Source organism: Arsukibacterium tuosuense, from assembly GCF_900215315.1.
Lineage (GTDB): Bacteria > Pseudomonadota > Gammaproteobacteria > Enterobacterales > Alteromonadaceae > Alishewanella > Alishewanella tuosuense.
Genome location: NZ_OBEB01000007.1, coordinates 77,480 through 104,371, shown reverse-complemented (window position 1 = coordinate 104,371; position 26,892 = coordinate 77,480). Strand labels below are relative to the sequence as shown.

Here is a 26,892-nt window from a genome sequence, read left to right as displayed (position 1 = left end):
AAAACGGCAAAGGGGCGCTAAGGCCCCTGGTATCTCAATACTAGTTAAATCAACTAATTAGTGAACATCTTTCCAGTATTCTTTCTTCAGTAAGTAAGCTAACACCAAGAAGATCAGTAAAAAGATCATTACTTTGTAACCTAAAGCATGTGCTTCCAGTTTGGTTGGCTCACCAACATATTCCATGTAGTTTACCAGATCTGCGACAGCTCTATCATATTCTTCTTCGCTCAACTCACCGCTACCGTCAGTCTGGATGCCAACATAAACCTCTTTAGGCTCACCATCGACTAACCGGGTTTCGTAAGTTTTGCGCGGCACACCCTGCAATTCCTGCAGTACATGCGGCATACCTACCATTGGGAACACTTTATTATTGACCCCAAAAGGACGGCTGTCGTCGACATAGAACGCCCGTAAATAAGTATATAACCAATCCGGGCCGCGAACCCGGGCTACGTTGGTTAAATCTGGTGGCGTGGCGCCAAACCATTTTTCACCGTCTTTAGCCGACATATTATTAGTAATATGGTCACCGACTTTTTCGCCGGTAAACATCAGGTGTTCCATGCCCAGCTCTTCCGGGATATCCAGATCGGCGAAGGTGCGCGAATAGCGCTGATATTGCATCTGATGACAACCCAGACAATAGTTCTGGAACAGCCGGGCACCATTTTGCAGTGATGCCTTATCGGTTAAATCTATTGGCGCTTTATCCAGTGGAACTGCCGGGCCCGCTGCCATGGCCAGTGATGAAGCTAATAATGCAACTGCAGACAATAACGTTTTCAGCATTAGGTAACCCTCACTGGTAATGGCTTGGTGTTTTCGTTCTTACTGTAGAAGAACAGCAATACGAAGAACCCAAAATAAGTAAACGAGAAAATCTGCGCCAGTAAGGTATAAATGCCTACAGCAGGTAATACCCCTAGCACACCCAGCGCAACAAAGCTGACACAGAAATTAATCAGGTTAATTTTGTGCAAGCCACTGCGGTAGCGCACTGACCTTACTCTGCCACGGTCCAGCCATGGCAATAAAGCCAGAGCAATTATTGCTGCAAACATAGCAACAGCGCCCATAAACGGGTGCGGAATCGCCCGCAAAATAGCGTAGAACGGCGTGAAGTACCATACCGGTGCAATGTGAGCCGGAGTCTTAAGTGGGTTTGCCGGCTCAAAATTTGGTGGCTCCAGGAAATAACCACCGCCCTCTGGCAGGAAGAAAATTACCCAGGCAAAAATTAGCAGGAAGCCCGCTACACCCACTAAGTCTTTTACGGTGTAATAAGGATGAAATGGAATAGCATCAACAATAATTTTCTTACCACCGCGGGTAAAGTACTGGTGGAAAGTAAATTTCTTATCAGCTTCAGTTTGCTCAACCGTACCGTCGTTATCTTTCTTAATATCGATACCATCCGGGTTATTTGAACCTACTTCATGCAGCGCCATAATGTGTAAAAACACCAGAATAACCAGCACCAGAGGCAGCGCGATAACATGCAGCGCGAAAAAACGGTTCAGGGTTGCACCCGAGATAACATAGTCACCGCGGATCCACAGGGTTAAATCTTCACCAATAAACGGAATAGTACCGAAGATGCCAATGATAACCTGTGCACCCCAGAACGACATCTGGCCCCAGGGTAATAAGTACCCCATAAAGGCTTCAGCCATTAATACCAGGAAAATCAGCATACCAAAAATCCACAGTAATTCCCGTGGCTTCTGATAAGAGCCATACATCATGCCACGCAGCATGTGCAGATAAACCACCACGAAAAAGGCCGAGGCGCCGGTAGAGTGCATATAGCGTAGTAACCAACCATAATCGACATCACGCATAATGTATTCAACAGAGGCAAAAGCGCCTTCAGCTGACGGTTCATAATTCATGGTTAACCAGATACCGGTAACAATCTGGTTAACCAGTACCAGCATGGCCAGTGAGCCAAAAAAGTACCAGAAGTTAAAGTTTTTAGGTGCCGGATACTGCATCACATGCAGGTTCATCTTATCCATAAAGGGTAAGCGGTATTCAATCCAGCTCATCAGATTTTTAAACATCAGACAGCCCCCTCATCTTCGCCTACCACTATGGTGTTATCGTCGATGAACATATGTGGTGGCACCACTAAATTGGTTGGTGCCGGGACACCCTGGAACACCCGGCCAGCCATATCGAATTTAGAACCATGACACGGACAAAAGAAACCAGAAATGATGCCTTCAACTTGCTCTGAAAAGTCATTTGGCAGATAACTAGGTGAACAACCAAGGTGAGTACAAATACCCACCGCAACAAAAATATCAGGCTTAATAGAACGATGACGGTTCTGGGCATAAGCAGGTTGCTGAGCCACATCTGAACCAGGGTCGCGCAGATTCTCTTCAGTTAACGCTAACTGATCCAGGGTTTCTGTAGTGCGTTTTACTATCCACACCGGTTTACCCCGCCATTCTACCCGGATTAACTGACCTGGTTCGAGTTTGCTTATGTCTGCAGTGACTGCAGCACCGGCTTGTTTAGCCCGCTCACTCGGATTCCAGGATGCAATAAAGGGCACAGCCACTCCTACAGCACCCACGCCTCCCACTACTGAGGTAGCAATGGTAAGGAAGCGGCGGCGACCATGATCTACAGGCGCATTGCTCATCCACTCATCTCCACATTAACGCTTAACTTAAAATAAATTTAAGCGGCTGAATTCCAGCAATTATTATAAGTTTAAAAAATAACGCCGATCATAATGAAAAGCCCTGCTTTACACAAGGTTTAAGGTTAGATGAATAGCTAATATATCGGGACCTCACTGGCCCAAACAGCAACAAAGCGTTACAGTTCAGGGCTTACAGCGATACTTAATTTTAAAAATTACAGGTATAAAAAAACCCGGTATAAAAACCGGGTTTTTGGTACCAACAGCGAATTAACGCTTTGAGTACTGTGGACGTTTACGTGCTTTACGCAGACCCACTTTCTTCCGTTCAACTTTACGTGCATCACGCGTTACGAAACCTGCTTTACGCAGTGCCGGACGCAATGACTCGTCAAACTCCATCAGTGCACGGGTAATACCGTGACGGATAGCACCAGCCTGACCGCTGATACCACCACCTTTAACGGTGATGTATAAGTCGAACTTCTCAACCATATCAACCAGTTCTAACGGCTGTTTTACTACCATACAGGCAGTTTCACGGCCGAAGTACTCGGTCAGAACGCGCTGATTGATAACAATGTTACCTGAACCAGCTTTTAAGAAGACACGGGCCGTTGAGCTTTTACGACGACCAGTTCCGTAGTATTGATTCTGTGCCATGTTATGCTCCGATTAAATATCTAAAATTTGCGGTTGCTGAGCAGTGTGTTGATGCTCTGCGCCAGCGTAAACTTTTAACTTACGGAACATAGCGCGGCCCAATGGACCTTTTGGCAACATACCTTTGATAGCAGTTTCCAGAACCATTTCAGGTTTTTTCGCGATCAACTTCTCAAAGCTGATTTCCTTGATACCGCCTGGGAAACCAGTGTGCGAGTAATACATTTTGTTTTTCGCTTTGTTACCAGTAACCGTTACTTTCTCAGCATTGATAACGATGATGTAATCACCGGTGTCAACGTGAGGCGTATACTCTGGCTTATGCTTGCCACGTAAACGAGCAGCGATTTCAGTTGCGATACGACCCAGTGTTTTACCGTTTGCATCAACAACGTACCAGTCGCGTTCTACGCTTTCTGGCTTTGCAGTAAAAGTTTTCATCTAAACCTATTCCAAAATAAACTTAAGTTACACCTAACATTGCGCAGGGCTGTTGCTAACAATGTCGTAATCGCACCCCTTCGAGTACAAAAACTACCGGGCTAACGGCAGTATGAGGCTGTAACGTAGGCCGGGCGCGGATTATATATTAAACAATTACAAAGATCAGCCCTGTTACTGAAAAAATATCAGAAATGTTGCAGATACATCGCTGCTCTTTACGGCAAGTTACGGTAAATGCGGTGAAGCAAGGTAATCCCGCGACTGCATTTCCTGTAAGCGACTGATACAACGTTTAAACTCAAATTCCAGTAAACCGTGGCTATACAACTGCTCGAGCGCGACTTCGGCCGAAATAATCAGCTTGACCTGGCGCTCATAAAATTCATCTACCAGCGCAATAAAGCGCCGGCTGACATCCTCATTATGGCGGCCCATGGCTTTTACCCCGGCCAGTAACACGGTGTGATAACAACGGCTCAGTTCCATGTAATCGTATTGGCTACGCGCGCTCTCACACAGGGTGTTGAAGGTAAACCAGACGATACCATCCGCCTCAGCCACAGCGGTTAACTTTCTGTTGGCAACGTCAATCTGGCACGCTTGCTGGCGGGGCTCTACTGACAACGCCATGAAATACTGTTGTAAATTCTGCTCAGCTTGCTCATCTAATGGGCAATGATAAATTTCTGCCTGCTCCAGAGTGCGTAGCCGGTAATCAATGCCACTGTCAACGTTAAAAATCTGACAATGTTGTTTAATCAGGTTTATCGCCGGGACAAAACGGGCCCGCTGCAAACCGTTACGATACAAGCCATCAGGCTCAATATTCGACGTGGCCACCAGGGTAATGCCACGGGCAAACAACTCTTGCATCAGGGTGCCTAAAATCATGGCATCGGTAATGTCTGAGACAAAAAATTCGTCAAAACAGATAATATCGGTTTGCTGTTTAAAATTATCAGCGACCTGCTGCAGTGGGTTTTTGACCCCTTTAAGCTGCTTCATGTCCTCATGCACCCGATGCATAAAGCGATGAAAGTGAATCCGCATTTTACGCCTGGTTGGTAAACACTCATAAAACGTATCGACCAGATAAGTTTTACCGCGGCCTACGCCGCCCCAGAAATACAGGCCAGTCAGGGGTTTGGGCTGCGGCGTGCCTGCCATCAGTTTTTGCCACCACGACTGGCGCTGCGGTAACATTTGCACAAAATCATCGTACAGCCGTTGTAGCTGTTTGACAGCGTGTTCCTGCGCCGTGTCGTGATGAAAATCGGGCCGGGTTAAGTCTTGCTGGTATTTTTCTGCTGGTGTCATGGTCTCTGGCTGGAAACTTAGTTGGTTTAGCGGGCAAAACAGGCAATAATAATAACATGCCTTACCACTCACGCTAAGAAGTTAAGGTACACTGGTAGCAGAATTTACTATTGAGGAGTTGATATGGATCTCACATTCGCCCTGGCGGGTTTGGCAGTTGGTTTAATTGTGGGTGCAATTCTGGCCAGATTATACAGCTTAAAGCAGTTTAACAGCCATAAACTACAGCAGGAGCTTGACGCCAGTCGCCAGCAGCTTAGCCAGTACCGACAGGATGTGTCGCAGCATCTGGACGTAACCAACCAGTTAATGACGCAACTGCAGGACAATTACTCGCGGATTGCCCGCCATGTGCAGCAATCAAAAATGCAGTTAGTTGAACAGCCGCCAGCGACTAAAAATTCTGACTTAAATTACTTGTCTACCGATACTGCTGCCCATATTAAGCAGTCATTACATCAGATTGATGAAAAGCGCCGGGTCTATTCCGCTGTTGATGAACAGCCTCGAGACTACTCCGGCGAAGCAAGCGGTCTGATTAAAGAGCGGAAAGTCAGCAAGCCAGAGTAATACTTCGTTACACAATGCTTTTCTGCAACGCTGAACTTTTTCTCTGCGATAACGTTCTTAGTCGCATGTTTGTAGAGGAGACTATTACGCGATGAAGATTAAATTGTCCGTGTTACATGCTGCCGTGTTGGCAGCAACATTAGCTGTTCCGGCCAGCACCGCGCAGGCAGCACTACCTTTCTTTAATTCCGATAAACAAGAAATGCCAACCTTGGCGCCAATGCTGGAAAAAGCGACCCCGGCGGTAGTGCATATATCGGTTGAAGGCAGCCGCGAAGTCCGCCAGCGTATCCCCGATGCATTCCGCCACTTTTTTGGTCAGCGCGGTCAGGGGGAACTCCGTCAGGAGCGGCCGTTCAGTGGCCTGGGTTCTGGTGTCATTATTGATGCTGGCAAAGGCTACATCGTAACCAACAATCATGTGGTACAAGATGCGGATAAAATTCTTGTCCGCTTAAAAGATGGTCGCAGTTTTGAGGCGAAGAAACTCGGTGCAGACCCGCAGAGCGATATTGCGCTGCTGCAGATTGAAGCAGAAAAGCTGGTACAAATTCCACTGGCCGATTCAGACAAATTACGGGTTGGTGATTACGCAATTGCTATTGGCAACCCGTTCGGCTTAGAGCAAACCGTTACCTCAGGCATTGTCAGCTCGCTGGGTCGCAGCGGCCTTAATATGGATGGTTTTGAGGACTTTATTCAAACCGATGCCGCAATTAACAGTGGTAATTCGGGCGGTGCTCTGGTGAACCTGCGTGGGGAACTGATAGGCATTAACACGGCTATCCTCGGGCCCAATGGCGGTAACGTCGGTATCGGGTTTTCCATTCCATCCAATATGATGAAAAGCCTGGTTGACCAGATCCTCGAATTTGGTGAAGTCCGCCGAGGCAGCCTCGGTGTGCGTGGTACTGATGTTAATTCAGAGCTGACTGATGCATTTAATTTAAATGTAAGCCGTGGGGCGTTTGTTAATGAAGTTTTACCCGATACCGCTGCGGCGAAGGCGGGGTTAAAGGCCGGCGATGTGATTATCAGCATGAATGGTAACCGGATCCAGAGCTTTAATGAGCTAAGGGCCAAAATCGCCACCCTCGGCGCAGGACGTAAAGCCGAACTCGGCATTTTACGGGACGGCAAAGAGCGTAACTTCAGTGTCACCCTGCAGCAACTGGAGAGTGGTCAGATTGCTGCAAATGAGCTGCACCCGATGTTGCAGGGCGCTACCCTGAACAATAGCGAACAAGGGGTTGAGATCACTGAGCTTGCCAGCGACTCGGTAGCAGCACAAGTTGGCTTGCGTCAGGGTGATGTAATTACCGGCGTGAACCGGCAGCGGGTCGCTAATCTCGCGGAATTAAGGCGTATTCTGGAAGGCCGGCAAGGTGTTGCAGCACTCTATATTCGTCGTGGCAATGATGACTTGTACATTCTACTCAGATAATTGAAATTGGCTTAAGCAGTAGCTAAGTGGCTACTGCTTAAGCACAATAAGTGCTATGCTAGCTGCACTTATTTTTCTGCTACCAGACTGCTGTGCGAAATTTTCTGCTGTTTACCCTTAAAAGCGTTGCTTATGGCCTGGCTCTGGCGCTGGTCATTTTACTATTTTTTCCGAATTTAACCGGAATAAGCCTGCCAACCTGGAAAAGTAGCGCTGAACAAGCTGAACCCGCACCGGTGTCCTACGCCAGAGCAGTAAGAAGAGCGGCACCGGCAGTGGTAAATGTTTACACCCGCAGCAGAGTAATTGATCCCCGTGGTTTCCAGCCACGTTCTATTGAACGGCAGGAATTGGGCTCCGGCGTTATTATGAGTGCCAAAGGCTACATTTTAACTAATCATCATGTGGTGTCCGGTGCCGACCATATTGAGGTTGCACTGCAGGACGGTCGCTGGCTGGAGGCCGTATTAATTGGTCAGGATGTCATCTCCGATTTGGCAGTGCTGTATGTCGAAGCCGATAACCTTCCTGTCATCCCACAGGACACTATGCTGGACCCACAGGTAGGCGATGTGGTGCTGGCGATTGGTAACCCGCTGAATCTTGGTCAAACCATAACTCAGGGCATTATCAGCGCAAACGGCAATACTGGCCTGAGCTCCCGTGGTTATATCGATTTTATGCGGATGGATGCCGCAATTAATAAAGGTAATTCCGGGGGTGCTCTGGTTAACACTAATGGCACTTTGGTTGGGATAAATGCTGCAGCATTTCAATTACAGAACCAGGAAATTCAGGGTATTTTCTTCGCGGTACCCTATCAGCTGGCTCAAAATATTATGCAGAAGCTAATCAAACATGGCAGGGTTACCCGCAGTCATTTAGGCGTGTCTGGTGATGCAGTAGTAAATGCGGCCGGCGACAAACTGGTATCCACTGGCCAGAAAATGTATGGTCTGGCGTTAACCGCGATTAATCCGGGCGGGCCAGCCGATGAAGCCGATTTGCAGATTGGCGATGTTATTCTGAAAATTGCCGGAGAACAATTCTCTGATACCCGCCAGGCGTTAAATCTGATTGCTGAAACAGCGCCAAACACTGAGTTAATCCTGACCATTGATCGCAATGGCCAGATTCTTGAAGTGCCAACAGTGGTAAGGGAGTTACGCCGGGGTTAAACGGCGTCAATCCGCTCAATTTTAGCACCCAGCTTTTGCAGTTTGTGCTCAATCCGCTCGTAGCCACGATCAATATGATAAATACGCTCAACCAGGGTTTCGCCTTCGGCGACCAAACCGGCAATAACTAAGCTGGCCGAGGCGCGTAAGTCGGTAGCCATAACCTGTGCAGCCATCAATTTCGGACTATGCTGGCAAACAGCGGTATTACCTTCCAGCCGAATTTTAGCGCCCATTCTTTGTAGTTCAGGCACATGCATAAAGCGGTTTTCGAAAATGGTTTCAGTAACTACGCCCACGCCTTCTGCCACCACATTCAGTACCGTAAACTGGGCTTGCATGTCAGTTGGAAATCCAGGATGAGGGACTGTTTTCACATCGACAGAGGTCAACTTTCGACCTGTCATATTCAGTCGGATCCAATCCTGACCAGTGGTAATTTCGGCACCTGCTTCGCGCAGTTTCTCCAGTACAACTTCTAATTCTGACGGGTCGGCGCTAACGCAGGTAACATCGCCACCGGTAACCGCAGCCGCGACCAGAAAAGTACCGGTCTCTATCCGATCAGGTAGCACCCGGTGAGTACCACCTTGCAAGGCTTTGACACCTTCAATCCGAATAGTATCCGAGCCAGCACCGGTAATTTTTGCGCCCATAGTATTCAGATAGGTTGCTAAATCGACAACTTCAGGTTCACGGGCCGCATTTTCAATAGTGGTAATACCATCAGCCAGCACCGCCGCCATTAGCAGGTTTTCCGTGCCCGTTACGCTAACCATCTCCATAATAATATGGGCGCCTTTTAGACGGCTGGCCCGCGCCTTAATGTAACCATTTTCAACCTGAATTTCGGCGCCCATTCTGCGCAGACCATCAATATGCAGATTGACCGGGCGAGCACCAATGGCACAACCACCTGGCAACGACACTTCAGCCTGACCAAAACGGCTGAGCAAGGGCCCAAGCGCCAGAATAGAAGCCCGCATAGTTTTAACCAGCTCATAGGGCGCATACTGATTATTAATCTGGCCGGCATCAACAGTAACGCTGTTCGTGTCTACCGTGAGTTTGGCACCAAATAACTGTAATAGTTGGTAGGTGGTTTCAATGTCTTTCAGTTTCGGCACGTTAGTAATGGTGCTGGGTTTTTCAGAAAGGATGCTGGCAAATAAAATAGGTAGAGCGGCATTCTTTGCACCGGAGATTATTACCTCACCTTGCAAAGGACCACTGGCAGTAACGCGGAATTGTTGCATATTTTGTCTTACACAGGTGGGTTTAAAAGTTTTTCTCTGCGCCATTGTTCCGGCGTAAAGGCCTTGATGCTGACAGCATGGATACTGCCGTCGGCAATTGCACTCATCAGGGGTGCATAAATCATTTGTTGTTGTTTAACCCGGCTAACATCGGCAAAACAACTGCCAACGGCTGTTACCGAGTAGTGCGACCCTTCGGCCCGCACATATACTTCGGTAAGCTGCAACTGCTCTGTTAACAGCTGCTCAATTTGTTTAATCTCCACACTACACCTTAATCTGTTATCGGTAACAAGGTCGTCACGCCGCTAACCTTGGCCAAAGCAAGCAATTGTGAAGGAACCTTGTTGAATTCCACCTGCAACTTCTGCTTGCGGGCCTGACCGAGTTGCTGAATTAACCACGCTAATCCAGCTGAGTCTACATTGCTTAGGGCAGAAAAATCAAAGATTACCTTGCCACTAAGCGTATTTAACAGTTTAAAAGGTGAATATAGCATTAATGTATCGCGGTTCAGTTCACCACTGATCCGTAAAACACCATCGTCTTTGACAATATCTAGTGACACGGCATTACTCCGGCACCTTAATAGGTTCTTTGGCTTTTTCCAGCAAGAGTTCCGTAACCCGGGCCACACCTTGCTGCCGGATCAGGTTGCTGAGCTCGGCACGCTTACTGTCTAATAATGAAATACCTTCTGCAACCATATCGTAAACCAGCCAATGCTCTGAACCACGATTACGGCGCAGTTTAAAGTCGATCGTGATATCAGGTTTTCCGGGATCGATTACCCGGGTTTTGATGGTCATGATGCTTTGATTTTCTGGTGGACGTGCCGGTTGAATAATCACTTTCTGATCCCGGTAATATGTTAATGCCCCCGCATAAGAGGCAACCATATAGTCTTCAAACGCCACCACAAAATTGTCAAACTCTTCCCGTGGCAATTCCCGCAAATTTACTGACCTGCCAATCACCGTTAAGGCCGCATACCTGCTGTCAACGTATGGTACCAGTTCCTCATTGACGATGACCCGCAAATGCTCTTTATCCTTAGCAATCAGTTCCTGATCTCTGGCAATCCGCTGAAAGGTTTTATCTGCCACAATCTCCATCATTTTGAACGGATCAGTGTACTGTTCTACCTGTTGTGCGGCATTTTTATTTCCAGACTCATTACCAAGCGCAGCAAGCGGCGTTGTTGCTAACGCAATCAGTAATAAGGCGCTGCCCGATATATATTTCACGGTTAATTCCCCCGGTTAAATAAGAACTGGCCAATGAGCTCTTCAAGTACTATCGCTGAGCGCGTGTCCTGAATGGAATCACCATCAGCTAGAATTTCGACTGTTTCATCTATAAAGCCTGGTTGTAAGCCAAGATACTGCTCACCCAGCAAGCCTGATGTTAAAATAGCGACCGAACTGGTCTCAGGGAAATTACTATATTGTTCGTTAATTTCCATTTTAACTACAGGTGTGTAATACACCGTGTCCAGATCAATAGAGGCTACGCGGCCAACCACAACACCGCCCACTTTTATTGGCGAGCGCACCTTTAAACCACCAATATTTTCGAACTTAGCATACAACACATAACTCTCGCCTGAACCACTCACTCCGGCGTTTGCAACTTTCAGCGCCAGCATCAGAAATGCGGCGACCGCCAGAACAATAAAGGTGCCTACTAAAATTTCAATTTTCCGTGTGGTCATTTTATCCACCAAACATTAATGCAGTTAATATAAAGTCAAAGCCCAGTACAGTCAGTGAAGCTGTTACCACTGTCTGGGTTGTTGCCCGGCTAATTCCCTCAGAAGTCGGTATCGCATCATAGCCCTTGTGTAATGCTATCCAGACTACAATTACGGCAAAAACGACGCTTTTGATTACCCCATTCAGCACATCCTGATATAAATCGACATTGGCCTGCATGGTCGACCAGTAACTGCCGCCGTCTACACCCAGCCAATCAACACCAATCAGGTGGCCACCAAGAATACCTACTGCATTAAATACCAGCGCAAGCAATGGCATACTGATCACCCCGGCCCAGAAGCGCGGTGCAATAATGCGGCGCAGCGGATCTACCGCCATCATCTCCATTCCTGACAATTGCTCAGTCGCTTTCATCAGGCCTATTTCCGCTGTTAACGCACTGCCAGCACGCCCGGCAAACAGTAAGGCTGTCACCACCGGGCCAAGCTCCCTGAGCAAGCTCAGTGCCACCAACGGCCCCAGCATTCCTTCGGCACCAAATTTGACCAGTACGGTGTAGCCTTGTAACGCCAGCACCATGCCAATAAACAAGCCTGATACTACTATAATTAATAGTGATAGCACGCCAATAACATAAAGCTGCTTAATAAGCAGCGGGAAACCTTTGCGAAAATCCGGTTTACCAATCAGCGCTCCGAACAACATTAATCCTGAGCGCCCGAAACCAGCGACATTATCGATGGTGGTCCGGCCAAGGTTTTGCAACTTGTCTGTAATCACCTGGCAGGCTCCATTAATTCATCTTCATAGGCATCAGCCCGATAATGAAATGGCACTGCCCCATCGGCTTCTCCCTGCAAAAACTGTTGTACCAGCTCTGATTTATCCTGGCGTAACTGTGCAGGAGTGCCATGCCCTATTACTTTTTTCTCGGCAACGACATAGACATAATCAGCAATACTCATTACCTCAGTAACGTCGTGCGATACCACTATTGAGGTTAAACCCAGGGCGTTGTTCAGCTCTTTAATCAAACGAACAATCACGCCCATTGAAATGGGATCCTGGCCAGCGAAAGGTTCATCATACATAATCAACTCAGGGTCCAGCGCTATGGCTCTGGCCAGTGCCGCCCGGCGCGCCATCCCTCCTGATAATTCAGCAGGCATAAGATCCCGGGCACCGCGCAGGCCAACAGATTCAAGCTTCATCAACACGATTAACCGGATTATCGATTCCGGCAATCGGGTGTGCTCACGGATTGGAAAGGCGACATTGTCAAAAACTGACATTTCGGTAAACAAGGCACCGCTTTGAAATAACATGCTCATTTTCTTACGGGCCTGATACAAAGCAGCCCGCGACAAAGCTGGAATATCCTGACCATCAAATAAAATGCGACCACTGTCTGGTTTCAGCTGACCACCAATAAGCTTAAGTAGCGTTGTTTTACCAATACCACTGGGCCCCATAATGGCGGTTACTTTGCCCCGACGCACCTGCATGCTCATACCGTCGTATATCAGGTTCTCGCCCCGGGAAAAGCTTAAGTGCTGGATATCAACCATAATATCGGACAAATTGGACTCCACCTGAAAACAACCGCTAACGCGGTTTTGCCGCACCTGGCATTAAACCCGACAATATACATACAAGAGTGTATGTTTGCAATCGAATACCGATGCCTCCTGACGTTGTAATATTGTAAAGGTATTGCGCAGTAAAGTCGTTACAAAAAATCGTAACAAAGTGTGCGAAAAAATCGAAGTGAGCTGAAGTAACAGGTTTTTTTGCAATTAACCGCAATAACGCGGAAAATACGCCAAACTTTACCAGATAAATTACAGGACTGTTGCGTGTCTCCTCTTATTGTCGCTATCTTTTTTGTGGTCGTTGGTCTGGTGTTACTGATTTGGAGTGCCGATCGCTTTGTATATGGTGCATCTTCAATTGCCCGGAACAGCGGTATTTCACCGATGGTTATCGGCCTGACCATTGTTGCGATGGGTTCCTCTGCTCCTGAAATGCTGGTGTCGGCAACAGCAGCATGGCAGGGAAAACTGGATACCTCCGTTGGTAATGCTATCGGCTCAAACATTACCAATATTTTATTGGTCATTGGTGCAGCTGCACTGTTAAAGCCGATTGCAGTATCCTCTTTAACATTACGCCGCGAATTCCCGCTGCTGTTAGTTTGCACCCTGTTTGGTTACTATCTGCTGTCAGACGACCTGTTAACCCGCACAGAAGGTATTATTTTACTGGTTGCGTTCTTCAGTTTTCTGGCGCTGTTAGTTTACTGGGGTAAGCATGCTACCCCGGATGACCCGTTAATCGCGGAAATTAACGCCGAAGTTCCTACAGTGACAATCTCTACCCTCAAAGCAATAATTTGGGCTGCAGTGGGCCTGGTGCTGCTACTGGCCAGTTCGCAGTTACTGGTACACGGTGCCGTTACTATTGCCCGCTATGCGGGCTTAAGCGATCTGGTGATTGGTCTGACTATCATCGCGATCGGCACCAGCTTGCCAGAGCTGGCCGCCAGTATTATTGGTATTTTAAAGGGCGAAGACGACTTAGCGCTGGGCAACATTATCGGTTCTAACATTTTTAATATACTGGCCGTGTTGGGCTTAGGTGCTGTCATAGGTCCGGACGTTATTGATGCCAATGCCGGGGGGCGTGACAGTTATGTCATGATCGGCGCAACTATTTTAATGCTGGTGATGTCAGTACGTCTGACACGTATGCAACGGATTAACCGGGTGGAGGGTGCTATACTGCTGGCAGGCTTTATCGGCTATCAGTATCTGTTGTTCTCTCAGGTGGCATAGTTTTTTATCCTTACTAATGGCAAGTATTATGACCAGCACTTTTTGTAACCGGGCACTGGAAGTTCTGCAAATTGAAGCAGAAGCCGTGCGGCAACTTGCGCAATATATCAATGCTGATTTCGACCAGGCCTGTCAGTTGCTGTTTCACAGCAAGGGCAAAGTTATTGTGATGGGGATGGGTAAATCAGGCCATATCGCCAATAAGATATCAGCCACCCTGGCTTCTACCGGTACCCCGGCGTTTTTTGTCCACCCTGCTGAAGCCAGTCATGGTGATCTGGGAATGCTTACCGCAGGCGATATTGTGCTGGCCATTTCCAATTCTGGCGAAACTGCTGAAATATTAACGATATTGCCGGTAATAAAGAGGCTTGGCATTACTTTGATTAGTATGTCAGGCAATCCGGGTTCCACTCTGGCAAAGTTATCTGACGTCCATTTATGTGTCAGAGTGGAACAGGAAGCCTGTCCATTGGGGCTGGCTCCGACGGCCAGTACAACAGCGACGTTAGCCATGGGTGATGCGCTGGCTGTTGCTCTGCTTGATGCCCGTGGTTTTTCTGCCGATGATTTTGCGCTATCCCACCCTGGGGGCAGTCTGGGCAGGAAGTTACTACTGCGCCTGAGCGATGTGATGCATAAAGACTCACAAATTCCGGCTGTACCGCGCCAGGCTACGATCAAAGAAGCGTTGTTGGAGATATCAGAAAAAGGCCTTGGCATGACCGCGGTGGTTAACGAGGATCGCAGCTTGGCAGGCATTTTTACCGATGGCGACTTACGGCGCATTCTTGACCTTAAACTGGATATTCATAGCACCACAATCGAACAGGTTATGACAACGCCCTGCACTACCGCCAACGCTGAAATGCTGGCAGGCGAGGCCCTTAAAATTATGCAGCAGAAAAAAATCAATGGTTTATTGATTGTTGATGAGAACCAGATCCCGGTTGGGGCAATGAATATGCATGATTTGTTGCGGGCGGGAGTACTTTAGTATGTCGCTGTTTGCCAAGCTTTATCAAGATGTCAGTGATGACCTGATAACCCGGGCCTGCAAAATTAAACTACTGATTTGCGATGTAGACGGCGTATTTTCTGATGGCCGGATTTATCTGGGCAATGACGGGGAAGAGTTAAAAGCATTTCATACCCGCGATGGCTATGGCATCAAAGCCTTGCGCCATGCCGGGATTGAGGTAGCGGTAATAACCGGCCGCACCTCTGCTATCGTTGAGCAACGCATGCGCTCGCTCACAGTGCCTTTTATCTTTCAGGGCCAGGAAAATAAACTGGCCGCCTTTGCCAGCTTGCAGCAGCAACTGGCGTTAAGCACTGAGCAGATTGGCTACATTGGCGATGATTTAGCAGACTGGCAGGTTATGCAGCACTGTGGTTTATCTGTTGCAGTAAAAGATGCCCATCCCTATTTACGTTTGCATGCAGACTACACCACGTCGTTGTCCGGGGGCTTTGGGGCCGTGCGTGAGCTGACTGATTTACTGCTGATCAGCCAACAACAGTTTCAACAGTTTGATGGCAGCAGCTCATGAAAAAAGCGCTGTTTTTATTGGTATTTGCGCTGGTACTGACCGCAACCTATTTATGGTTCAATCCAACCGAGCAAACCGACCCGAATTACGCCGACCGTGAACTGTTACCCGATTATATTGCCGAACAAGTTACCCGTACCCTGTATGATGAACAGGGATACGTTGCCGATCTTATTCAGGCCGGCCGGCTGGAGTTTTTTGAACGACTGGGATTTACCCAGTTTGAACAACCCAAATACACGTTATTCGATGCTGAACACCGGGCCGCATGGCAGGTCACCAGCCAGTTTGGTATTTGGCTGCCAGACGATAAAATTATTCTGGAACAGGATGTCAGCATCAGTAACGTTAACGGTAGTGAGCTTCTGGACAGAATAGATACAGCCAATCTTGAACTGTTGCTACCGGCTAAAACAATTCAGACAGCAGCTGCTGTAAAAATAATTGGTAAGGGTTTTTACATTAATGGTATAGGCTTGCAAGCAGATTTAACTGAGCAGAATTTGCGGATTATCAAGCATCTGGAGACGGTATACACCAATGAACAGAATTAATTATTTGTTTCTCACTGTGCTGCTATCGGCAAACACTTACGCTGCTGAAGCGGATTACAGCCAGCCCATTGCCATCACCTCTGATGATAACGCCACTTCTATCAGAGAAAACGTCTCGATATATACCAATAATGTTGAAATCCGTCAGGGTAGCTTAAATATTAAAGCTGACCGGCTGGAAATAAATGCCAGTGCAGGCAAAGGCAATGAAGTGTTCCTGACCACAGGCTCACCGGTACAATACAGTCAGTTGTTAGATGGTGATTTACCCGTTACGGCCACAGCGTCAGAAATACGTTATGATCGTGCCAGCCGCACACTTACCCTCAGTGGCAATGCAGAACTGAGTCAGAGTGGTAGTCAGGTGCAAGCGGCCGTTATTCGCTATAACATAGAGACACAGGAAATTGTCGCTGAAAGTGGTGAACAGAAAAAACGGGTCACCACTATTTTCACCCCGGAGAATAAGGAAAATCCATGAAGTTAGTGGCAGCGCATCTGGCTAAAAGTTATAAAGGCCGGCAGGTAGTGAAGGATGTCAGCCTGGAAGTCAGCGCCGGCCAGATTGTTGGCTTACTTGGACCTAACGGGGCAGGCAAAACCACTACCTTTTATATGATTGTCGGCCTGGTACCATCAGACAAAGGTAAAATCACCTTAAATGAGCAGGACATCACCTTCGATCCTATTCATGCCAGAGCCCGCGCTGGCATTGGCTACTTACCACAGGAAAGCTCTATTTTCCGCAAATTAACGGTATATGATAATCTGCTGGCCATTTTACAAACCCGCAAAGAGCTCAGCACCGCAAAACGGGAAGAGCTGGCAGATGACTTACTGGAAGAGTTTCACATTGGCCATATCAAGAATAGCCTCGGCATGAGCTTGTCGGGTGGTGAGCGGCGCCGGGTGGAAATCGCCAGGGCGTTGGCCGCAAACCCGGCCTTTATTCTGTTAGATGAGCCCTTTGCCGGCGTCGATCCTATTTCAGTACTCGATATTAAAAAAATTATTCAGCATCTGGGACAACGTGGCATTGGCGTATTGATCACCGACCACAATGTAAGGGAAACCCTTGATGTCTGTGAGATGGCCTATATTGTCAGCCATGGTGAACTGATTGCTGCCGGGCCACCTCAGGAAGTATTAGTTAATCAGCAGGTTCGTGATGTATACCTCGGTGAACAATTCAGGCTATAGTTACTTAAAACAACAAACGCCTGCTTCAGGAGAGAATTAGACGTAAATGAAACCCTCTTTACAACTTCGGCTTGGTCAGCAACTTACAATGACACCTCAGTTACAGCAAGCCATTCGCTTACTGCAATTGTCGACCATTGAATTGCAACAGGAAATACAGGAAGCATTGGATGCTAATCCGTTGTTGGAAAGCGAAGATGAGTTTGAGAGCTTCTCTGCTGATCCGGATAGCAGCGACGTCAATGATAACGATGCACGTTCCGCTGCTGACGAAAGTAACGACACCGCCCAGGAAAACCTGACTGAAATAGCCGAGCGTGACAGCAGTGAATCCATGGCTGAACAGGGCCTGCAGGAAGACCTGCCACTTGACAACAACTGGGATGACCTGATTAGCGCCGCGCCTGTAAGTGCCGGTTCACCACCCGATGAAGATATGGTTTTCCAGGGGGAAACCAGCGAAACGCTACAAGACTATCTGCGCTGGCAAATGCAGTTAACGCCGTTCTCCGAGACCGATTTGGCCATTGCCGAAATTATAATTGAAGCGATTGATGAAAGTGGTTTATTGACTATAGATGTAGCAGAAATTCTGGAATCACTTGGCTTGCCAGAGGTCGAAGCTGATGAAGTTGAAGCCGTCATAAAACGTATTCAGTTATTTGATCCTGTCGGCGTTGGCGCCCGCACCATAGCTGAATGTTTGCTGGTTCAGTTACGACAGTTTGACCCACAGACCCCGTTTTTACAGCAAGCAAAACATGTCATAAAAGAACATACCGACTTTTTAGCAAACCGGGACTTTCGTTCTTTAATGCGGGTGACTAAACTGAAAGAAGATGAGCTGAAAGAAGTGATGCGGCTTATCCTGAGTTTAAACCCCAGACCAGGTGCTGATGTGATCCGTCAGGAACAACAGTACGTGATCCCGGATGTTTCGGTGAATAAAGTTAAAGGTCGCTGGCAGGTTGAACTTAACCCTGATGCCATGCCCAAAGTAAGAATAAATCAGCAGTATGCTGCTATGTCACGTACTGCTAAAAACACAGCTGATACCCAGTTTATCAGGTCACACCTGCAGGAGGCTAAGTGGTTTCTGAAGAGCCTGGAAAGCCGCAACGAAACATTACTGAAGGTTGCCAATTGTATTGTGCAGCAGCAGCAAGCTTTTTTTGAGCATGGCGAAGAGGCAATGAAACCTATGGTGTTGAATGATGTAGCGGAAATGGTTGGCATGCACGAGTCAACAATATCGAGGGTAACGACCCAAAAGTTTATGCACACCCCCAGAGGGATATTTGAGCTTAAATTCTTTTTTTCCAGCCATGTCAGTACAGAGAGTGGCGGTGAATGTTCCTCTACAGCTATTCGGGCTTTTATCAAAAAACTGGTGGCCGCTGAAAACCCGGCTAAGCCACTAAGTGACAGCAAGATGGCGGATATATTGTCGGAGCAAGGTATCAACGTAGCGCGGCGCACTATCGCCAAGTATCGTGAAGCTTTGTTTATTCCGCCATCGAATCAACGCAAGACCTTGGTTTAGGTCGGCAAAACAGAAGGAAAACGTCTATGCAAATCAACTTAACGGGTCGTCATGTAGAAATTACCACTGCATTAAAAGAGTACGTAGACAATAAATTCGCTAAGCTTGAACGTCATTTTGATCATATTAACAATGTACATGTCATCCTAAACGTGGAAAAATTGAAACAAATTGCGGAAGCTAAGCTGCATTTAAACGGCGGTGAAGTTTTTGCAGCATCTGAAGATGAAAATATGTACGCGGCTATCGACCAGTTAATTGACAAGCTCGATAGACAAGTTATTAAACATAAAGAAAAAGTGGCCCGACACTAACTTAATTATGATCAACTTAAGCGCTATGCTAGCCGAGAACTGCACCAAGAGTGCAGTTCTTTTTAACAGCAAAAAACGAATCCTCGAATATATTGCCGAGCTGGCGCATCAGCGCTTACCCGAAATAAGCGAATATACCATCCTCGAAGCATTAATGACCCGCGAAAAGCTCGGCTCTACCGGCATTGGTGGCGGTATTGCAATTCCACATGGCAAGCTTAAAACGGTTACCCAGCCCATTCTGGTATTCGTGGTGACCAAAGATGCGATTGCTTTTGATGCTATCGATAATCAGGCAGTAGATATTTTTTGTGCCATCCTGATCCCGGAAGAGCAATGTCAGGCTCATCTGACAACGCTAGCCGGTATTGCCCGCTTGTTAAGCCAGAAAGAACTAACCCGGAAAATCCGGCACGCTGAGTCTGATGAACACCTGTACGAATTGATAATCGACGCCAGTGAGGTAATGAGCGCATCATGAAACTTTTGGTTGTCAGCGGTCGCTCAGGTTCCGGTAAGTCAGTCGCGTTAAGGGTGTTAGAAGATCTTGGCTATTACTGCGTTGATAATATTCCGGTAAATTTATTACCCACGCTGGCCACTACTGTCATGGGTCAGTACGAACGGGTTGCCGTTAGCATTGATGTCCGTAATCTGCCACAAGACCCGGATGAACTGGCTGATATTTTGTCTTATCTGCCGCGCAAACTAGACCTGACTATTCTATATCTCGACGCTGACCACGCCAGTTTAATCAAGCGTTTCAGCGAGACCAGGCGTCTGCACCCATTATCACACCAGGCAATGTCACTGGACGAAGCCATTTCCCGCGAGCAGCAGTTGCTCGATCCCATTTCCAGTCGTGCCGATTTATATATTGATACCACTGAGCTGAATGTCCACCAGTTAGCAGAACAACTGCGCGAGCGGATCCTGGGCCAGAAAACCGGCAGATTAGTGATGTTATTTGAATCATTCGGTTTTAAATATGGCATTCCGAAAGACGCTGACTTCGTATTTGATGCCCGTTTTCTACCTAACCCACACTGGGAGCCCGAATTAAAACCGCTGACCGGTTTAGATCAACCGGTAAAAGATTTCCTGGCATCGCAAGCCGTAGTGGCAAAATACACCTGGCAAATCAACAGCTTTATCAGTAGCTGGCTGCCACACCTGGAACGGAACAACCGCAGCTACCTGACCATTGCGATTGGTTGCACCGGCGGCCAGCATCGCTCGGTCTACATTGCCGAAAACCTGGCCGAAAGTTACCGCAGTCAGCGGGAAGACGTACAAATCCGGCACCGGGAGCTGGTTCGCCATCATGGCCATTAAGCTCAGCCGTAATGTCACTATAGTCAACCAGCTTGGATTACATGCCCGAGCCGCCACCAAGCTCGCCCAGCTGTGTCAGCAATTTAAGTCACATATTGAGTTGGTGCATGAAGATAAAACAGCTGACGCTTGCAGTGTGTTAGCGTTACTGATGCTAGCCAGCAGCAAAGGAAAAACCTTGAAGGTCACTGCTGAGGGGAGTGATGCAGAAGCAGCGCTAAATGCTGTGGTCTCGCTTATTGAACAAGGCTTTGGTGAGTAACCACTACAAGCCTAGGACTCTTTGCTCTGTTTGCTCTCCGGCATCGCTGTTTTCGTATCGGGGCTGCCCTGCTGTTGACCCTGCTTAAGTTCACGTTCGCCCCGGGTCCGCTCAATGGCTTTAAGCTGATGATGCAGTGCAGTTTTAATCAGCATATGGGCGCTGATAGGGGCGGTTATCAGCAAAAAGATGGTAATCAGTAACTCATGGACACTAATACTCTGTTGTAAGCTGAAGTAAAAAATTGAGCCCAATAAAATACCGCCCATTCCCAGCGTCGTGGCTTTTGTCGGACCATGCAACCGCATAAAAAAGTCAGGCATTCTGCTTAAACCGATTGAACCAATTAACACAAAACTACCACCTAACAGCAGGAAAAACGCAACAGCCCACTCCATCCAATTTTGCATATATCTCTTCCTATTCGATTATATCGCCGCGCAGCAAAAACTTACATACAGCTACAGTACTGACAAAACCCAGCATAGCGATAAGCAGCGCTGCTTCGAAATATAACGGCGAGCCCATTAACAGACCGTACAAGATAATCAAGGCGATACTGTTAATAAACATGGTATCCAGTGCCAGGATCCTGTCTGGCAGACTTGGACCTATCAGCAGCCGCCACAAATTGAGCAACAATGCCAGGCTGATCATACCAAACACCAGAAATATGACATTCTCTAACATTGAAATATCTCCTTTAACGGTGCTTCGTAACGGCTTTTTATAGTTGCGATTAACTCGGCTTCGTCTTCTAAATTAAGCACATGAATTAACAGCCAGCGCTGAGTTATCTCTCCGGCATCAGGTTGGGTGTCATGACACGGATAGACATCTGCACTAACGGTGCCCGGTGTCATGGATACTGTGCTGGCCAGAATAGTAATGGGTAAATCATGCTGTAAGTCTAATGGCATCCGCACAAAAGCCGGATTGAGTCTGCGCTGCGGGCCTAAAATAAGAATTGCCACCTGCGCATTGGCAGTAATAATATCGCCAAAAACTGTCAGTATATAACGCAATGCCAGCAACGGCCGCTCAATCAAAGGCTGAGGATCCCGGAATCTGGCACTAATCAGTGGAATAACCAGCGCCAGAATAGTACCGAAGAATAAATGAACCACAGCAACACTCTGATTCAATAATAGCCACACCACCAGCAATAGCACACTGCGATAGGGTGTAGGTAACCAGCTGAAACGTGGTGTTACTCTCATGGTTGTTCTCCAACAGTTGCCGCATCGCCCAGAATAATGGCAATACTACTCTGAATATCGCGCATTTGTTCGGCGGCCGCAAATGACAGTTCTGTCAGAGGTCCGGCAAAAACCACCATTAACGGCGCTGCCAGCAACAACCAGCCTAAAGCAAAAGCCTGCAGCGGCAATACCCGTTCCGGGCCTGCTTCGTTGCCACTCACCCGCCAGAACAGAATACTGCCAGCGCGGGACAAACCAATCAGCACCATTAAACTACTCAGTAATACTACTGACCACAGTAGTACCTGCTGCAACGGCGAACCTGCCGCCTGCAGGATCATCAGCTTGCCGACAAAGCCTGACATTGGCGGCAAGCCGGCCACCGCCACAGCGGCTACCACAAACATGGTACCCAGCAAGGCGGGTTGCGCCATCCGCCGGCCCGGTACTAATCTGTCGCCAGCTTTGCCACGCTGGGCGCCGATTAAATCTGCCAGTAAAAACAAGGCACCGCATACCAACGTTGAATGTATTGTATAAAATAACACCGCAGCTGTGGCCGCAGAGCTTTGCAAGGCAACCAGCGTCACCAGGGTACCAACCGAAATGATTACCAGGTTCGCCACCAGCTTTCTGAAGTCCTGACTGGCCAGCACGCCGATAGCACCCAGCATAATAGTGGCAAGCCCCAGCGGCCATAACCAGTCAGAAGCCATTCCGGCTAGAGGCCCTGCCTGCTCACCAAAAATGGTGGTGTAAACTCTTAACAGAGCGTAAATACCGATTTTAGTCATCACCGCGAACAACGCAGCTACCGGCGGCGACGCTGCTGAATAGGTTGCAGGCAACCAGAATTGCAAAGGTAGAATTGCCGCTTTTAATGCAAATACGATTAACAGTAATAAGCCACCTGATTTTACCAGCATTAAGTTTTCAGGCGGTAACTTCGCGACCTGAACCGCCATGTCAGCGATATTCAGTGTGCCAAGCGTGCCGTATAAAATCCCCAAAGAGAACAAAAATACTGCCGATCCTGCCAGATTCAGCACTACATAATGCACTGCTGCTTTCGTTTTATTCTTGCCACCGGCATGCACCAGCAAACCATAGGAAGCGATTAACAGCACTTCGAAAAACACAAACAAATTAAACAAGTCGCCGGTTAAAAACGCGCCGTTTATGCCCATAAGTTGAAACTGAAACAAAGGATGGAAGAACGAACCCTTTTCATCTTCACCCGCGCTACCGTAGCAAATTGCCCCCAGCGCCAGCATTGAGGTTAAACACACCATACTGACACTGAAGATATCAGCGACCAGGATTATACCAAAGGGCGGCTGCCAGGCGCCTAATGCATAGAACGAAACCCCTTCGGCCTGCGTTTGCAACAGCAGACACACGGTCAGAATCAGCAAGATCACGGTAGAGACCATACTGACCCAGCGCCGGCGCATCGGCGAGTAGTGAATAGGTGGCAGCATAATTAGCAGCGCGGTAAAAATTGGCAACAGAATTGGCGCGATAATCAGGTGCGACATTAACGGCTCTCCTTGCGGCTATTTTCATTTCCTGGCAATTTGCCATCGACATGGTCATTGCCTAAATCGGCGCGAGCCCGAATTGCCAGGATCACCAGATAGGCAGTCATCGCAAAGCCGATAACTATCGCGGTCAGCACCAAAGCCTGTGGCAGAGGGTCAGCATAGTTATCTGTCGTGCCGAGCACTGCCGCGCCCTGCAAGGTCAGCCGTCCTGATGAAAATAAAAATAAGTTTACGGCATAAGCAAGCATCGTCAGCCCTACCACCACCGGAAAAGTGCGGCCTCGCAGCAACAAAAACACGCCACAGGCGGTCAGGAAGCCAATACAACCTGCAAGTAAGCTTTCCATTAAATGGTCTCCGTATGCACTGGCCGGTGGCTGGTGGTCATCTTACCCAGACTGGCCAGAATCAGCAGGGTCGACCCCACTACTGTGATATAAACCCCGGCATCAAACGCAATGGCGCTGGCCAGTTCAATTTTACCCAGTAGCGGGATATCAAAATAATCAAACCAGGATGTTAAAAACGGTTTGTTAAACAGCCAACTCGCGACACCGGTAATTAAAGCCACCATCAAACCAACCGCCACTACCCGCTGATACTCAATATTCATCCGGCTTTTTACCCATTCCACACCATGAGCAATGTATTGCAGAATCAGCGCAACAGCCGTAACCAGACCGGCAATAAAGCCTCCTCCTGGCAAGTTATGGCCACGGAAGAAAATAAATACTGACACCATTAATGCCAGGGGTAATAGACCCTGTGACACTGTCGCCAGCAATACCGGGTGGCGCTCAAGCGCCCAGGGTCGCCCTTCACCATCACTGCTTGGTTTAAAGACCGGGATCCGGGTCAGCAATTTAAAAATACCCAGTGACGCAATCCCAAGTACTGCTATCTCACCAAAGGTATCAAAGCCCCGGAAGTCGACCAGAATCACGTTAACCACGTTAGTTCCGCCACCACCGGTTTTCGCATTCGCCAGGAAATAATCTGAAATGGTATTAAATGGCCGGGTCATAATGGCGTAACTGATACTGCCAATGACCACACCAACCATACTGGCCAGACTAATGTCTCTGATAACCCGGGTCGGACTGGATTGCTTCGGCGTTTTATGAGGTAAGAAAAACAGCGCCAGCATCAGCAGAATAATAGTAACGACCTCAACTGACAGCTGGGTTAATGCCAGATCAGGCGCTGAGAAACGGGTAAAGGCAATTGACACCATTAAACCAACTACCGAAATCATTAACAGCGCCACCACCCGTTGCCGGTGAAATACCACGGTAGCAAAGGCACTGATTAACAACATTGCGGCACCGGCAGCATTAACTGCATCAACCGGTAACTCAGGACGACCACCATACAGCGTATCAAGTTGCAGCAGCGGCAACCCTGCCAGCACCACGATGGCCATCAATAAAAACACCAGATAACGTTGCAGTGAGCCATTATCCAGCCAGCTGTATATTTGCTGACAACGCTTAGCCAACATTTTCATGGCCGCTTCAAACGTATTGATGGCATCAACCCCGGGCAAGGTGTTCTGAAAGTCGAATAAGTGTTTACGGTTAATATAAATTAACGCACCACCGGCGAGGGCCACTACACTCATCAGCAACGGCAGATTCAGGCCATGCCAGATAGCCAGGCTGTATTCAGGTACAGCCGTTCCTAATACTGAAAGAGAGGCAGCATACAGTAAATCTCCCACAATGTAGCCTGGAGCCACCCCTACCAGAATACACAGCACCACTAACACTTCAACCGGCATCCGCATATAGCGTGGCGGTTCATGTGGGGTTTTGGTTAAACCCTTAGGCTTGCCATTGAAAAACACATCATGAATAAACCGCATGGAATAAGCGACTGAGAAAATTGCCGCCACTGTTGCCAGCACCGGAATTATCCACGACAACGAGCCCAGTAGGTGCTGATGCAGGGTCTCAGCAAAAAACATTTCTTTTGACAGGAAGCCATTCAGTAACGGCACCCCTGCCATCGCTGCGGCCGCGACCATGGCCAGAGTGGCGGTAATCGGCATAAAGTGCCACAAACCATTTAATTTGCGCATATCGCGCGAGCCTGATTCATGGTCGATAATGCCAGCTGCCATAAACAAAGAGGCTTTGAAGGTGGCATGATTAATAATATGAAACACCCCGGCCACAGCCGCCAGATCAGTCCCCATACCAAATAACAAGGTAATCAAGCCTAAATGACTGATAGTTGAATATGCCAGCAAGCCTTTTAAGTCGTGCTTAAACAGCGCCAGATAGGCGCCAACTAACAGCGTCGTTAAGCCAGTAATACTGACCAGCAAGAACCATAAATCAGTGCCAGCCATTGCCGGGTAAAACCTGGCAAGCAGAAAAATACCAGCCTTTACCATTGTTGCTGAATGCAGGTAAGCACTTACCGGAGTCGGCGCAGCCATGGCATTAGGTAACCAGAAGTGAAATGGAAACTGTGCTGATTTAGTAAAACAGCCCAGTAAAAACAGCACTAAAACCAACGGGTACCAGCCATGCTGTTGAATCACAGCACCGCTGGCCAGAATAACATCTAAGTCGTAACTGCCCGTGATCTGACCGAGCAGTAGCAATGCCGCCAGTAAACACAAACCACCGGCACCGGTAACTGTCAGGGCCATTCTGGCACCACGCCGGGCTTCAGACTTATGCCACCAGTAGCTGATCAGTAAAAATGAGCTGATACTGGTTAATTCCCAGAACAACCACAGCTGTAAAACATTATTAGATAACACGATACCCATCATTGCCGTCATAAACAGCATCAGATAAGCATAAAACCGCGGCATAGAGTCTTGTTCAGATAAGTAATAACGGGCATATAAAATGATCAGCAAACCAATACCCAAAATCAGCAAACTGAATAAAAATGCTAATCCGTCCAGCCGGATACTGATATCCAGCCCCAGCAAGGGTATCCAAGCCAGGGTGTAACGCAAACTTTCACCAGCAAACACCGCGCTGCTGTGATAGAGCAATATCATCAGCGCAATGGCGGGAGGAATGGCCGTTGCCATGGCACAGGCACTGCGGCGCCAGTTAGCCGTAACCACCGGCACCAGGCTACCCAGCAGGGGAAGTAGAAGTATCCATAACAAAGTCATAGCGTTGTTGCTTCCTTTACAAAAAGGCCAGATTTCAAAATAAACTACACCTTACGGCCTGCAGGTTGTGCGTGCTACCAGATACCAACCCGGGTTGGGGACCAACAGCAAAGAAGATGAAACTGTGTTGCAACCTGAAGCGAATCAAAACTTAAGT

General features: G+C 48.0%; 33 protein-coding genes. 14 read left to right on the top strand and 19 right to left on the bottom strand.

The genetic code is table 11. The annotated features are described in order from the left end of the window. Positions 1-57: 57 nt before the first annotated feature. From CRO03_RS14635 to zapE, 6 genes are all read right to left on the bottom strand, one after another. The gene (locus CRO03_RS14635) at positions 58-795 is read right to left on the bottom strand and encodes a cytochrome c1 (RefSeq protein ID WP_097112384.1); all 738 of its coding nucleotides are present in this window, start codon (positions 793-795) and stop codon (positions 58-60) included. Next, positions 795-2,069 (bottom strand): cytochrome b, encoded by a 1,275-nt coding sequence (locus CRO03_RS14630; protein WP_097112383.1) that lies wholly within the window; start codon positions 2,067-2,069, stop codon positions 795-797. Before CRO03_RS14630 ends, CRO03_RS14635 begins: the two co-directional genes overlap by 1 nt. Continuing rightward, positions 2,069-2,659, bottom strand: a complete 591-nt coding sequence (gene petA, locus CRO03_RS14625; RefSeq protein WP_097112382.1) for a ubiquinol-cytochrome c reductase iron-sulfur subunit — start codon at positions 2,657-2,659, stop codon at positions 2,069-2,071. The genes CRO03_RS14630 and petA overlap by 1 nt, the downstream gene beginning before the upstream one ends. 273 nt (positions 2,660-2,932) lie before the next feature. Further along, entirely contained in the window at positions 2,933-3,325 is a 393-nt protein-coding gene (gene rpsI, locus CRO03_RS14620; RefSeq protein ID WP_097112381.1) for a 30S ribosomal protein S9, read from the bottom strand. Between the two features lie 12 nt (positions 3,326-3,337). Continuing rightward, a complete protein-coding gene (gene rplM / locus CRO03_RS14615) occupies positions 3,338-3,766 on the bottom strand; it encodes a 50S ribosomal protein L13 (protein WP_019675269.1) in 429 nt (142 codons plus the stop codon). 228 nt (positions 3,767-3,994) lie between these two features. Then, positions 3,995-5,086 carry a cell division protein ZapE gene (gene zapE, locus CRO03_RS14610; RefSeq protein ID WP_097112380.1) on the bottom strand — a complete coding sequence of 364 codons (1,092 nt, stop codon included), beginning with the start codon at positions 5,084-5,086 and terminating at the stop codon, positions 3,995-3,997. 123 nt (positions 5,087-5,209) lie between these two features. Here zapE and CRO03_RS14605 point away from each other — a divergent pair, with 123 nt between their 5' ends. The 3 genes from CRO03_RS14605 (at position 5,210) to CRO03_RS14595 (ending at position 8,278) form a co-directional block, all read left to right on the top strand. Continuing rightward, on the top strand, positions 5,210-5,656 hold the full coding sequence (locus CRO03_RS14605; RefSeq protein ID WP_097112379.1) for a Z-ring associated ZapG family protein: 447 nt from the start codon (positions 5,210-5,212) through the stop codon (positions 5,654-5,656). Between the two features lie 91 nt (positions 5,657-5,747). Then, a complete protein-coding gene (locus CRO03_RS14600) occupies positions 5,748-7,100 on the top strand; it encodes a Do family serine endopeptidase (RefSeq protein ID WP_097112378.1) in 1,353 nt (450 codons plus the stop codon). A gap of 92 nt (positions 7,101-7,192) precedes the next feature. Continuing rightward, positions 7,193-8,278 (top strand): trypsin-like peptidase domain-containing protein, encoded by a 1,086-nt coding sequence (locus CRO03_RS14595; protein ID WP_097112377.1) that lies wholly within the window; start codon positions 7,193-7,195, stop codon positions 8,276-8,278. Here the strand turns inward: CRO03_RS14595 and murA are convergent. Genes murA through mlaF form a run of 7 tightly spaced genes read right to left on the bottom strand, consistent with a single transcriptional unit; the run spans position 8,275 to position 12,820 of the window. Then, entirely contained in the window at positions 8,275-9,534 is a 1,260-nt protein-coding gene (gene murA / locus CRO03_RS14590) for a UDP-N-acetylglucosamine 1-carboxyvinyltransferase (RefSeq protein WP_097112376.1), read from the bottom strand. The two genes, CRO03_RS14595 and murA, sit on opposite strands and share 4 nt — an antisense overlap. Positions 9,535-9,542: 8 nt before the next feature. Beyond that, a complete protein-coding gene (locus CRO03_RS14585; RefSeq protein WP_097112375.1) occupies positions 9,543-9,800 on the bottom strand; it encodes a BolA family protein in 258 nt (85 codons plus the stop codon). An 8-nt stretch (positions 9,801-9,808) separates the two neighbouring features. Beyond that, positions 9,809-10,102 (bottom strand): STAS domain-containing protein, encoded by a 294-nt coding sequence (locus CRO03_RS14580; protein WP_097112374.1) that lies wholly within the window; start codon positions 10,100-10,102, stop codon positions 9,809-9,811. Between the two features lie 4 nt (positions 10,103-10,106). Beyond that, the gene (locus CRO03_RS14575) at positions 10,107-10,781 is read right to left on the bottom strand and encodes an MlaC/ttg2D family ABC transporter substrate-binding protein (RefSeq protein ID WP_097112373.1); all 675 of its coding nucleotides are present in this window, start codon (positions 10,779-10,781) and stop codon (positions 10,107-10,109) included. Between the two features lie 2 nt (positions 10,782-10,783). After that, the gene (gene mlaD, locus CRO03_RS14570) at positions 10,784-11,248 is read right to left on the bottom strand and encodes an outer membrane lipid asymmetry maintenance protein MlaD (protein ID WP_097112372.1); all 465 of its coding nucleotides are present in this window, start codon (positions 11,246-11,248) and stop codon (positions 10,784-10,786) included. A 1-nt stretch (position 11,249) separates the two neighbouring features. Next, the gene (gene mlaE, locus CRO03_RS14565) at positions 11,250-12,032 is read right to left on the bottom strand and encodes a lipid asymmetry maintenance ABC transporter permease subunit MlaE (RefSeq protein WP_097112371.1); all 783 of its coding nucleotides are present in this window, start codon (positions 12,030-12,032) and stop codon (positions 11,250-11,252) included. Continuing rightward, positions 12,029-12,820, bottom strand: coding sequence for a phospholipid ABC transporter ATP-binding protein MlaF (gene mlaF, locus CRO03_RS14560; RefSeq protein ID WP_097112370.1), 792 nt, complete (start codon positions 12,818-12,820; stop codon positions 12,029-12,031). The genes mlaE and mlaF overlap by 4 nt, the downstream gene beginning before the upstream one ends. Positions 12,821-13,108: 288 nt before the next feature. Here mlaF and CRO03_RS14555 point away from each other — a divergent pair, with 288 nt between their 5' ends. The 11 genes from CRO03_RS14555 to CRO03_RS14505 are packed head-to-tail and all read left to right on the top strand — an operon-like array spanning position 13,109 to position 20,847. Next, positions 13,109-14,086 (top strand): calcium/sodium antiporter, encoded by a 978-nt coding sequence (locus CRO03_RS14555; protein ID WP_097112369.1) that lies wholly within the window; start codon positions 13,109-13,111, stop codon positions 14,084-14,086. Positions 14,087-14,114: 28 nt separating this feature from the next. Then, positions 14,115-15,083, top strand: a complete 969-nt coding sequence (locus CRO03_RS14550) for a KpsF/GutQ family sugar-phosphate isomerase (RefSeq protein WP_170949028.1) — start codon at positions 14,115-14,117, stop codon at positions 15,081-15,083. Between the two features lies 1 nt (position 15,084). Then, positions 15,085-15,639, top strand: a complete 555-nt coding sequence (gene kdsC / locus CRO03_RS14545) for a 3-deoxy-manno-octulosonate-8-phosphatase KdsC (protein WP_097112368.1) — start codon at positions 15,085-15,087, stop codon at positions 15,637-15,639. Next, complete coding sequence (gene lptC / locus CRO03_RS14540; RefSeq protein ID WP_097112367.1) at positions 15,636-16,193, top strand: LPS export ABC transporter periplasmic protein LptC; 558 nt, start codon at positions 15,636-15,638, stop codon at positions 16,191-16,193. The genes kdsC and lptC overlap by 4 nt, the downstream gene beginning before the upstream one ends. Beyond that, the gene (gene lptA, locus CRO03_RS14535; protein WP_097112366.1) at positions 16,180-16,674 is read left to right on the top strand and encodes a lipopolysaccharide transport periplasmic protein LptA; all 495 of its coding nucleotides are present in this window, start codon (positions 16,180-16,182) and stop codon (positions 16,672-16,674) included. Before lptC ends, lptA begins: the two co-directional genes overlap by 14 nt. Next, on the top strand, positions 16,671-17,393 hold the full coding sequence (gene lptB / locus CRO03_RS14530; protein WP_097112365.1) for an LPS export ABC transporter ATP-binding protein: 723 nt from the start codon (positions 16,671-16,673) through the stop codon (positions 17,391-17,393). Before lptA ends, lptB begins: the two co-directional genes overlap by 4 nt. 46 nt (positions 17,394-17,439) lie before the next feature. Continuing rightward, a complete protein-coding gene (locus CRO03_RS14525; protein WP_097112364.1) occupies positions 17,440-18,936 on the top strand; it encodes an RNA polymerase factor sigma-54 in 1,497 nt (498 codons plus the stop codon). 26 nt (positions 18,937-18,962) lie between these two features. Then, complete coding sequence (gene hpf, locus CRO03_RS14520) at positions 18,963-19,250, top strand: ribosome hibernation promoting factor (protein ID WP_019675250.1); 288 nt, start codon at positions 18,963-18,965, stop codon at positions 19,248-19,250. A 7-nt stretch (positions 19,251-19,257) separates the two neighbouring features. Continuing rightward, positions 19,258-19,731 carry a PTS IIA-like nitrogen regulatory protein PtsN gene (ptsN, locus tag CRO03_RS14515; RefSeq protein ID WP_097112363.1) on the top strand — a complete coding sequence of 158 codons (474 nt, stop codon included), beginning with the start codon at positions 19,258-19,260 and terminating at the stop codon, positions 19,729-19,731. Continuing rightward, the gene (gene rapZ / locus CRO03_RS14510) at positions 19,728-20,585 is read left to right on the top strand and encodes an RNase adapter RapZ (protein WP_097112362.1); all 858 of its coding nucleotides are present in this window, start codon (positions 19,728-19,730) and stop codon (positions 20,583-20,585) included. Before ptsN ends, rapZ begins: the two co-directional genes overlap by 4 nt. After that, positions 20,575-20,847, top strand: a complete 273-nt coding sequence (locus CRO03_RS14505; RefSeq protein ID WP_097112361.1) for an HPr family phosphocarrier protein — start codon at positions 20,575-20,577, stop codon at positions 20,845-20,847. The genes rapZ and CRO03_RS14505 overlap by 11 nt, the downstream gene beginning before the upstream one ends. A gap of 11 nt (positions 20,848-20,858) precedes the next feature. Here the strand turns inward: CRO03_RS14505 and CRO03_RS14500 are convergent, their stop codons facing one another. From CRO03_RS14500 to CRO03_RS14475, 6 genes are read right to left on the bottom strand one after another with little or no spacing between them, the layout of a single operon-like run. After that, positions 20,859-21,257: a Na+/H+ antiporter subunit G gene (locus CRO03_RS14500; RefSeq protein WP_097112360.1), complete on the bottom strand. Its 399-nt coding sequence runs from the start codon at positions 21,255-21,257 to the stop codon at positions 20,859-20,861. 10 nt (positions 21,258-21,267) lie between these two features. Next, positions 21,268-21,537, bottom strand: coding sequence for a K+/H+ antiporter subunit F (locus CRO03_RS14495; protein WP_097112359.1), 270 nt, complete (start codon positions 21,535-21,537; stop codon positions 21,268-21,270). Further along, the gene (locus tag CRO03_RS14490; RefSeq protein WP_097112358.1) at positions 21,531-22,067 is read right to left on the bottom strand and encodes a Na+/H+ antiporter subunit E; all 537 of its coding nucleotides are present in this window, start codon (positions 22,065-22,067) and stop codon (positions 21,531-21,533) included. The genes CRO03_RS14495 and CRO03_RS14490 overlap by 7 nt, the downstream gene beginning before the upstream one ends. Next, positions 22,064-23,587, bottom strand: a complete 1,524-nt coding sequence (locus CRO03_RS14485; RefSeq protein ID WP_097112357.1) for a monovalent cation/H+ antiporter subunit D — start codon at positions 23,585-23,587, stop codon at positions 22,064-22,066. The genes CRO03_RS14490 and CRO03_RS14485 overlap by 4 nt, the downstream gene beginning before the upstream one ends. After that, on the bottom strand, positions 23,587-23,940 hold the full coding sequence (locus tag CRO03_RS14480; RefSeq protein ID WP_097112356.1) for a Na+/H+ antiporter subunit C: 354 nt from the start codon (positions 23,938-23,940) through the stop codon (positions 23,587-23,589). The genes CRO03_RS14485 and CRO03_RS14480 overlap by 1 nt, the downstream gene beginning before the upstream one ends. Further along, positions 23,940-26,735, bottom strand: a complete 2,796-nt coding sequence (locus tag CRO03_RS14475) for a monovalent cation/H+ antiporter subunit A (RefSeq protein WP_097112355.1) — start codon at positions 26,733-26,735, stop codon at positions 23,940-23,942. The genes CRO03_RS14480 and CRO03_RS14475 overlap by 1 nt, the downstream gene beginning before the upstream one ends. Positions 26,736-26,892: the final 157 nt, after the last annotated feature.

Excerpts from the sequence above, each read along its gene's own strand:
- CRO03_RS14605 (WP_097112379.1), top strand. The coding sequence starts at position 5,210 with ATGGATCTCACATTCGCCCTGGCGGGTTTGGCAGTTGGTTTAATTGTG.
- CRO03_RS14600 (WP_097112378.1), top strand. The coding sequence starts at position 5,748 with ATGAAGATTAAATTGTCCGTGTTACATGCTGCCGTGTTGGCAGCAACA.
- CRO03_RS14485 (WP_097112357.1), bottom strand. The coding sequence starts at position 23,587 with ATGTCGCACCTGATTATCGCGCCAATTCTGTTGCCAATTTTTACCGCG.
- CRO03_RS14490 (WP_097112358.1), bottom strand. The coding sequence starts at position 22,067 with ATGAGAGTAACACCACGTTTCAGCTGGTTACCTACACCCTATCGCAGT.
- CRO03_RS14635 (WP_097112384.1), bottom strand. The coding sequence starts at position 795 with ATGCTGAAAACGTTATTGTCTGCAGTTGCATTATTAGCTTCATCACTG.
- rapZ (WP_097112362.1), top strand. The coding sequence starts at position 19,728 with ATGAAACTTTTGGTTGTCAGCGGTCGCTCAGGTTCCGGTAAGTCAGTC.
- CRO03_RS14525 (WP_097112364.1), top strand. The coding sequence starts at position 17,440 with ATGAAACCCTCTTTACAACTTCGGCTTGGTCAGCAACTTACAATGACA.
- CRO03_RS14550 (WP_170949028.1), top strand. The coding sequence starts at position 14,115 with ATGACCAGCACTTTTTGTAACCGGGCACTGGAAGTTCTGCAAATTGAA.
- rpsI (WP_097112381.1), bottom strand. The coding sequence starts at position 3,325 with ATGGCACAGAATCAATACTACGGAACTGGTCGTCGTAAAAGCTCAACG.
- CRO03_RS14475 (WP_097112355.1), bottom strand. The coding sequence starts at position 26,735 with ATGACTTTGTTATGGATACTTCTACTTCCCCTGCTGGGTAGCCTGGTG.
- ptsN (WP_097112363.1), top strand. The coding sequence starts at position 19,258 with ATGATCAACTTAAGCGCTATGCTAGCCGAGAACTGCACCAAGAGTGCA.
- lptA (WP_097112366.1), top strand. The coding sequence starts at position 16,180 with ATGAACAGAATTAATTATTTGTTTCTCACTGTGCTGCTATCGGCAAAC.
- CRO03_RS14630 (WP_097112383.1), bottom strand. The coding sequence starts at position 2,069 with ATGTTTAAAAATCTGATGAGCTGGATTGAATACCGCTTACCCTTTATG.
- zapE (WP_097112380.1), bottom strand. The coding sequence starts at position 5,086 with ATGACACCAGCAGAAAAATACCAGCAAGACTTAACCCGGCCCGATTTT.
- CRO03_RS14480 (WP_097112356.1), bottom strand. The coding sequence starts at position 23,940 with ATGGAAAGCTTACTTGCAGGTTGTATTGGCTTCCTGACCGCCTGTGGC.
- petA (WP_097112382.1), bottom strand. The coding sequence starts at position 2,659 with ATGAGCAATGCGCCTGTAGATCATGGTCGCCGCCGCTTCCTTACCATT.
- mlaD (WP_097112372.1), bottom strand. The coding sequence starts at position 11,248 with ATGACCACACGGAAAATTGAAATTTTAGTAGGCACCTTTATTGTTCTG.
- hpf (WP_019675250.1), top strand. The coding sequence starts at position 18,963 with ATGCAAATCAACTTAACGGGTCGTCATGTAGAAATTACCACTGCATTA.
- kdsC (WP_097112368.1), top strand. The coding sequence starts at position 15,085 with ATGTCGCTGTTTGCCAAGCTTTATCAAGATGTCAGTGATGACCTGATA.
- CRO03_RS14495 (WP_097112359.1), bottom strand. The coding sequence starts at position 21,537 with ATGTTAGAGAATGTCATATTTCTGGTGTTTGGTATGATCAGCCTGGCA.
- CRO03_RS14500 (WP_097112360.1), bottom strand. The coding sequence starts at position 21,257 with ATGCAAAATTGGATGGAGTGGGCTGTTGCGTTTTTCCTGCTGTTAGGT.
- mlaF (WP_097112370.1), bottom strand. The coding sequence starts at position 12,820 with ATGGTTGATATCCAGCACTTAAGCTTTTCCCGGGGCGAGAACCTGATA.
- CRO03_RS14505 (WP_097112361.1), top strand. The coding sequence starts at position 20,575 with ATGGCCATTAAGCTCAGCCGTAATGTCACTATAGTCAACCAGCTTGGA.
- lptB (WP_097112365.1), top strand. The coding sequence starts at position 16,671 with ATGAAGTTAGTGGCAGCGCATCTGGCTAAAAGTTATAAAGGCCGGCAG.
- lptC (WP_097112367.1), top strand. The coding sequence starts at position 15,636 with ATGAAAAAAGCGCTGTTTTTATTGGTATTTGCGCTGGTACTGACCGCA.
- rplM (WP_019675269.1), bottom strand. The coding sequence starts at position 3,766 with ATGAAAACTTTTACTGCAAAGCCAGAAAGCGTAGAACGCGACTGGTAC.
- murA (WP_097112376.1), bottom strand. The coding sequence starts at position 9,534 with ATGCAACAATTCCGCGTTACTGCCAGTGGTCCTTTGCAAGGTGAGGTA.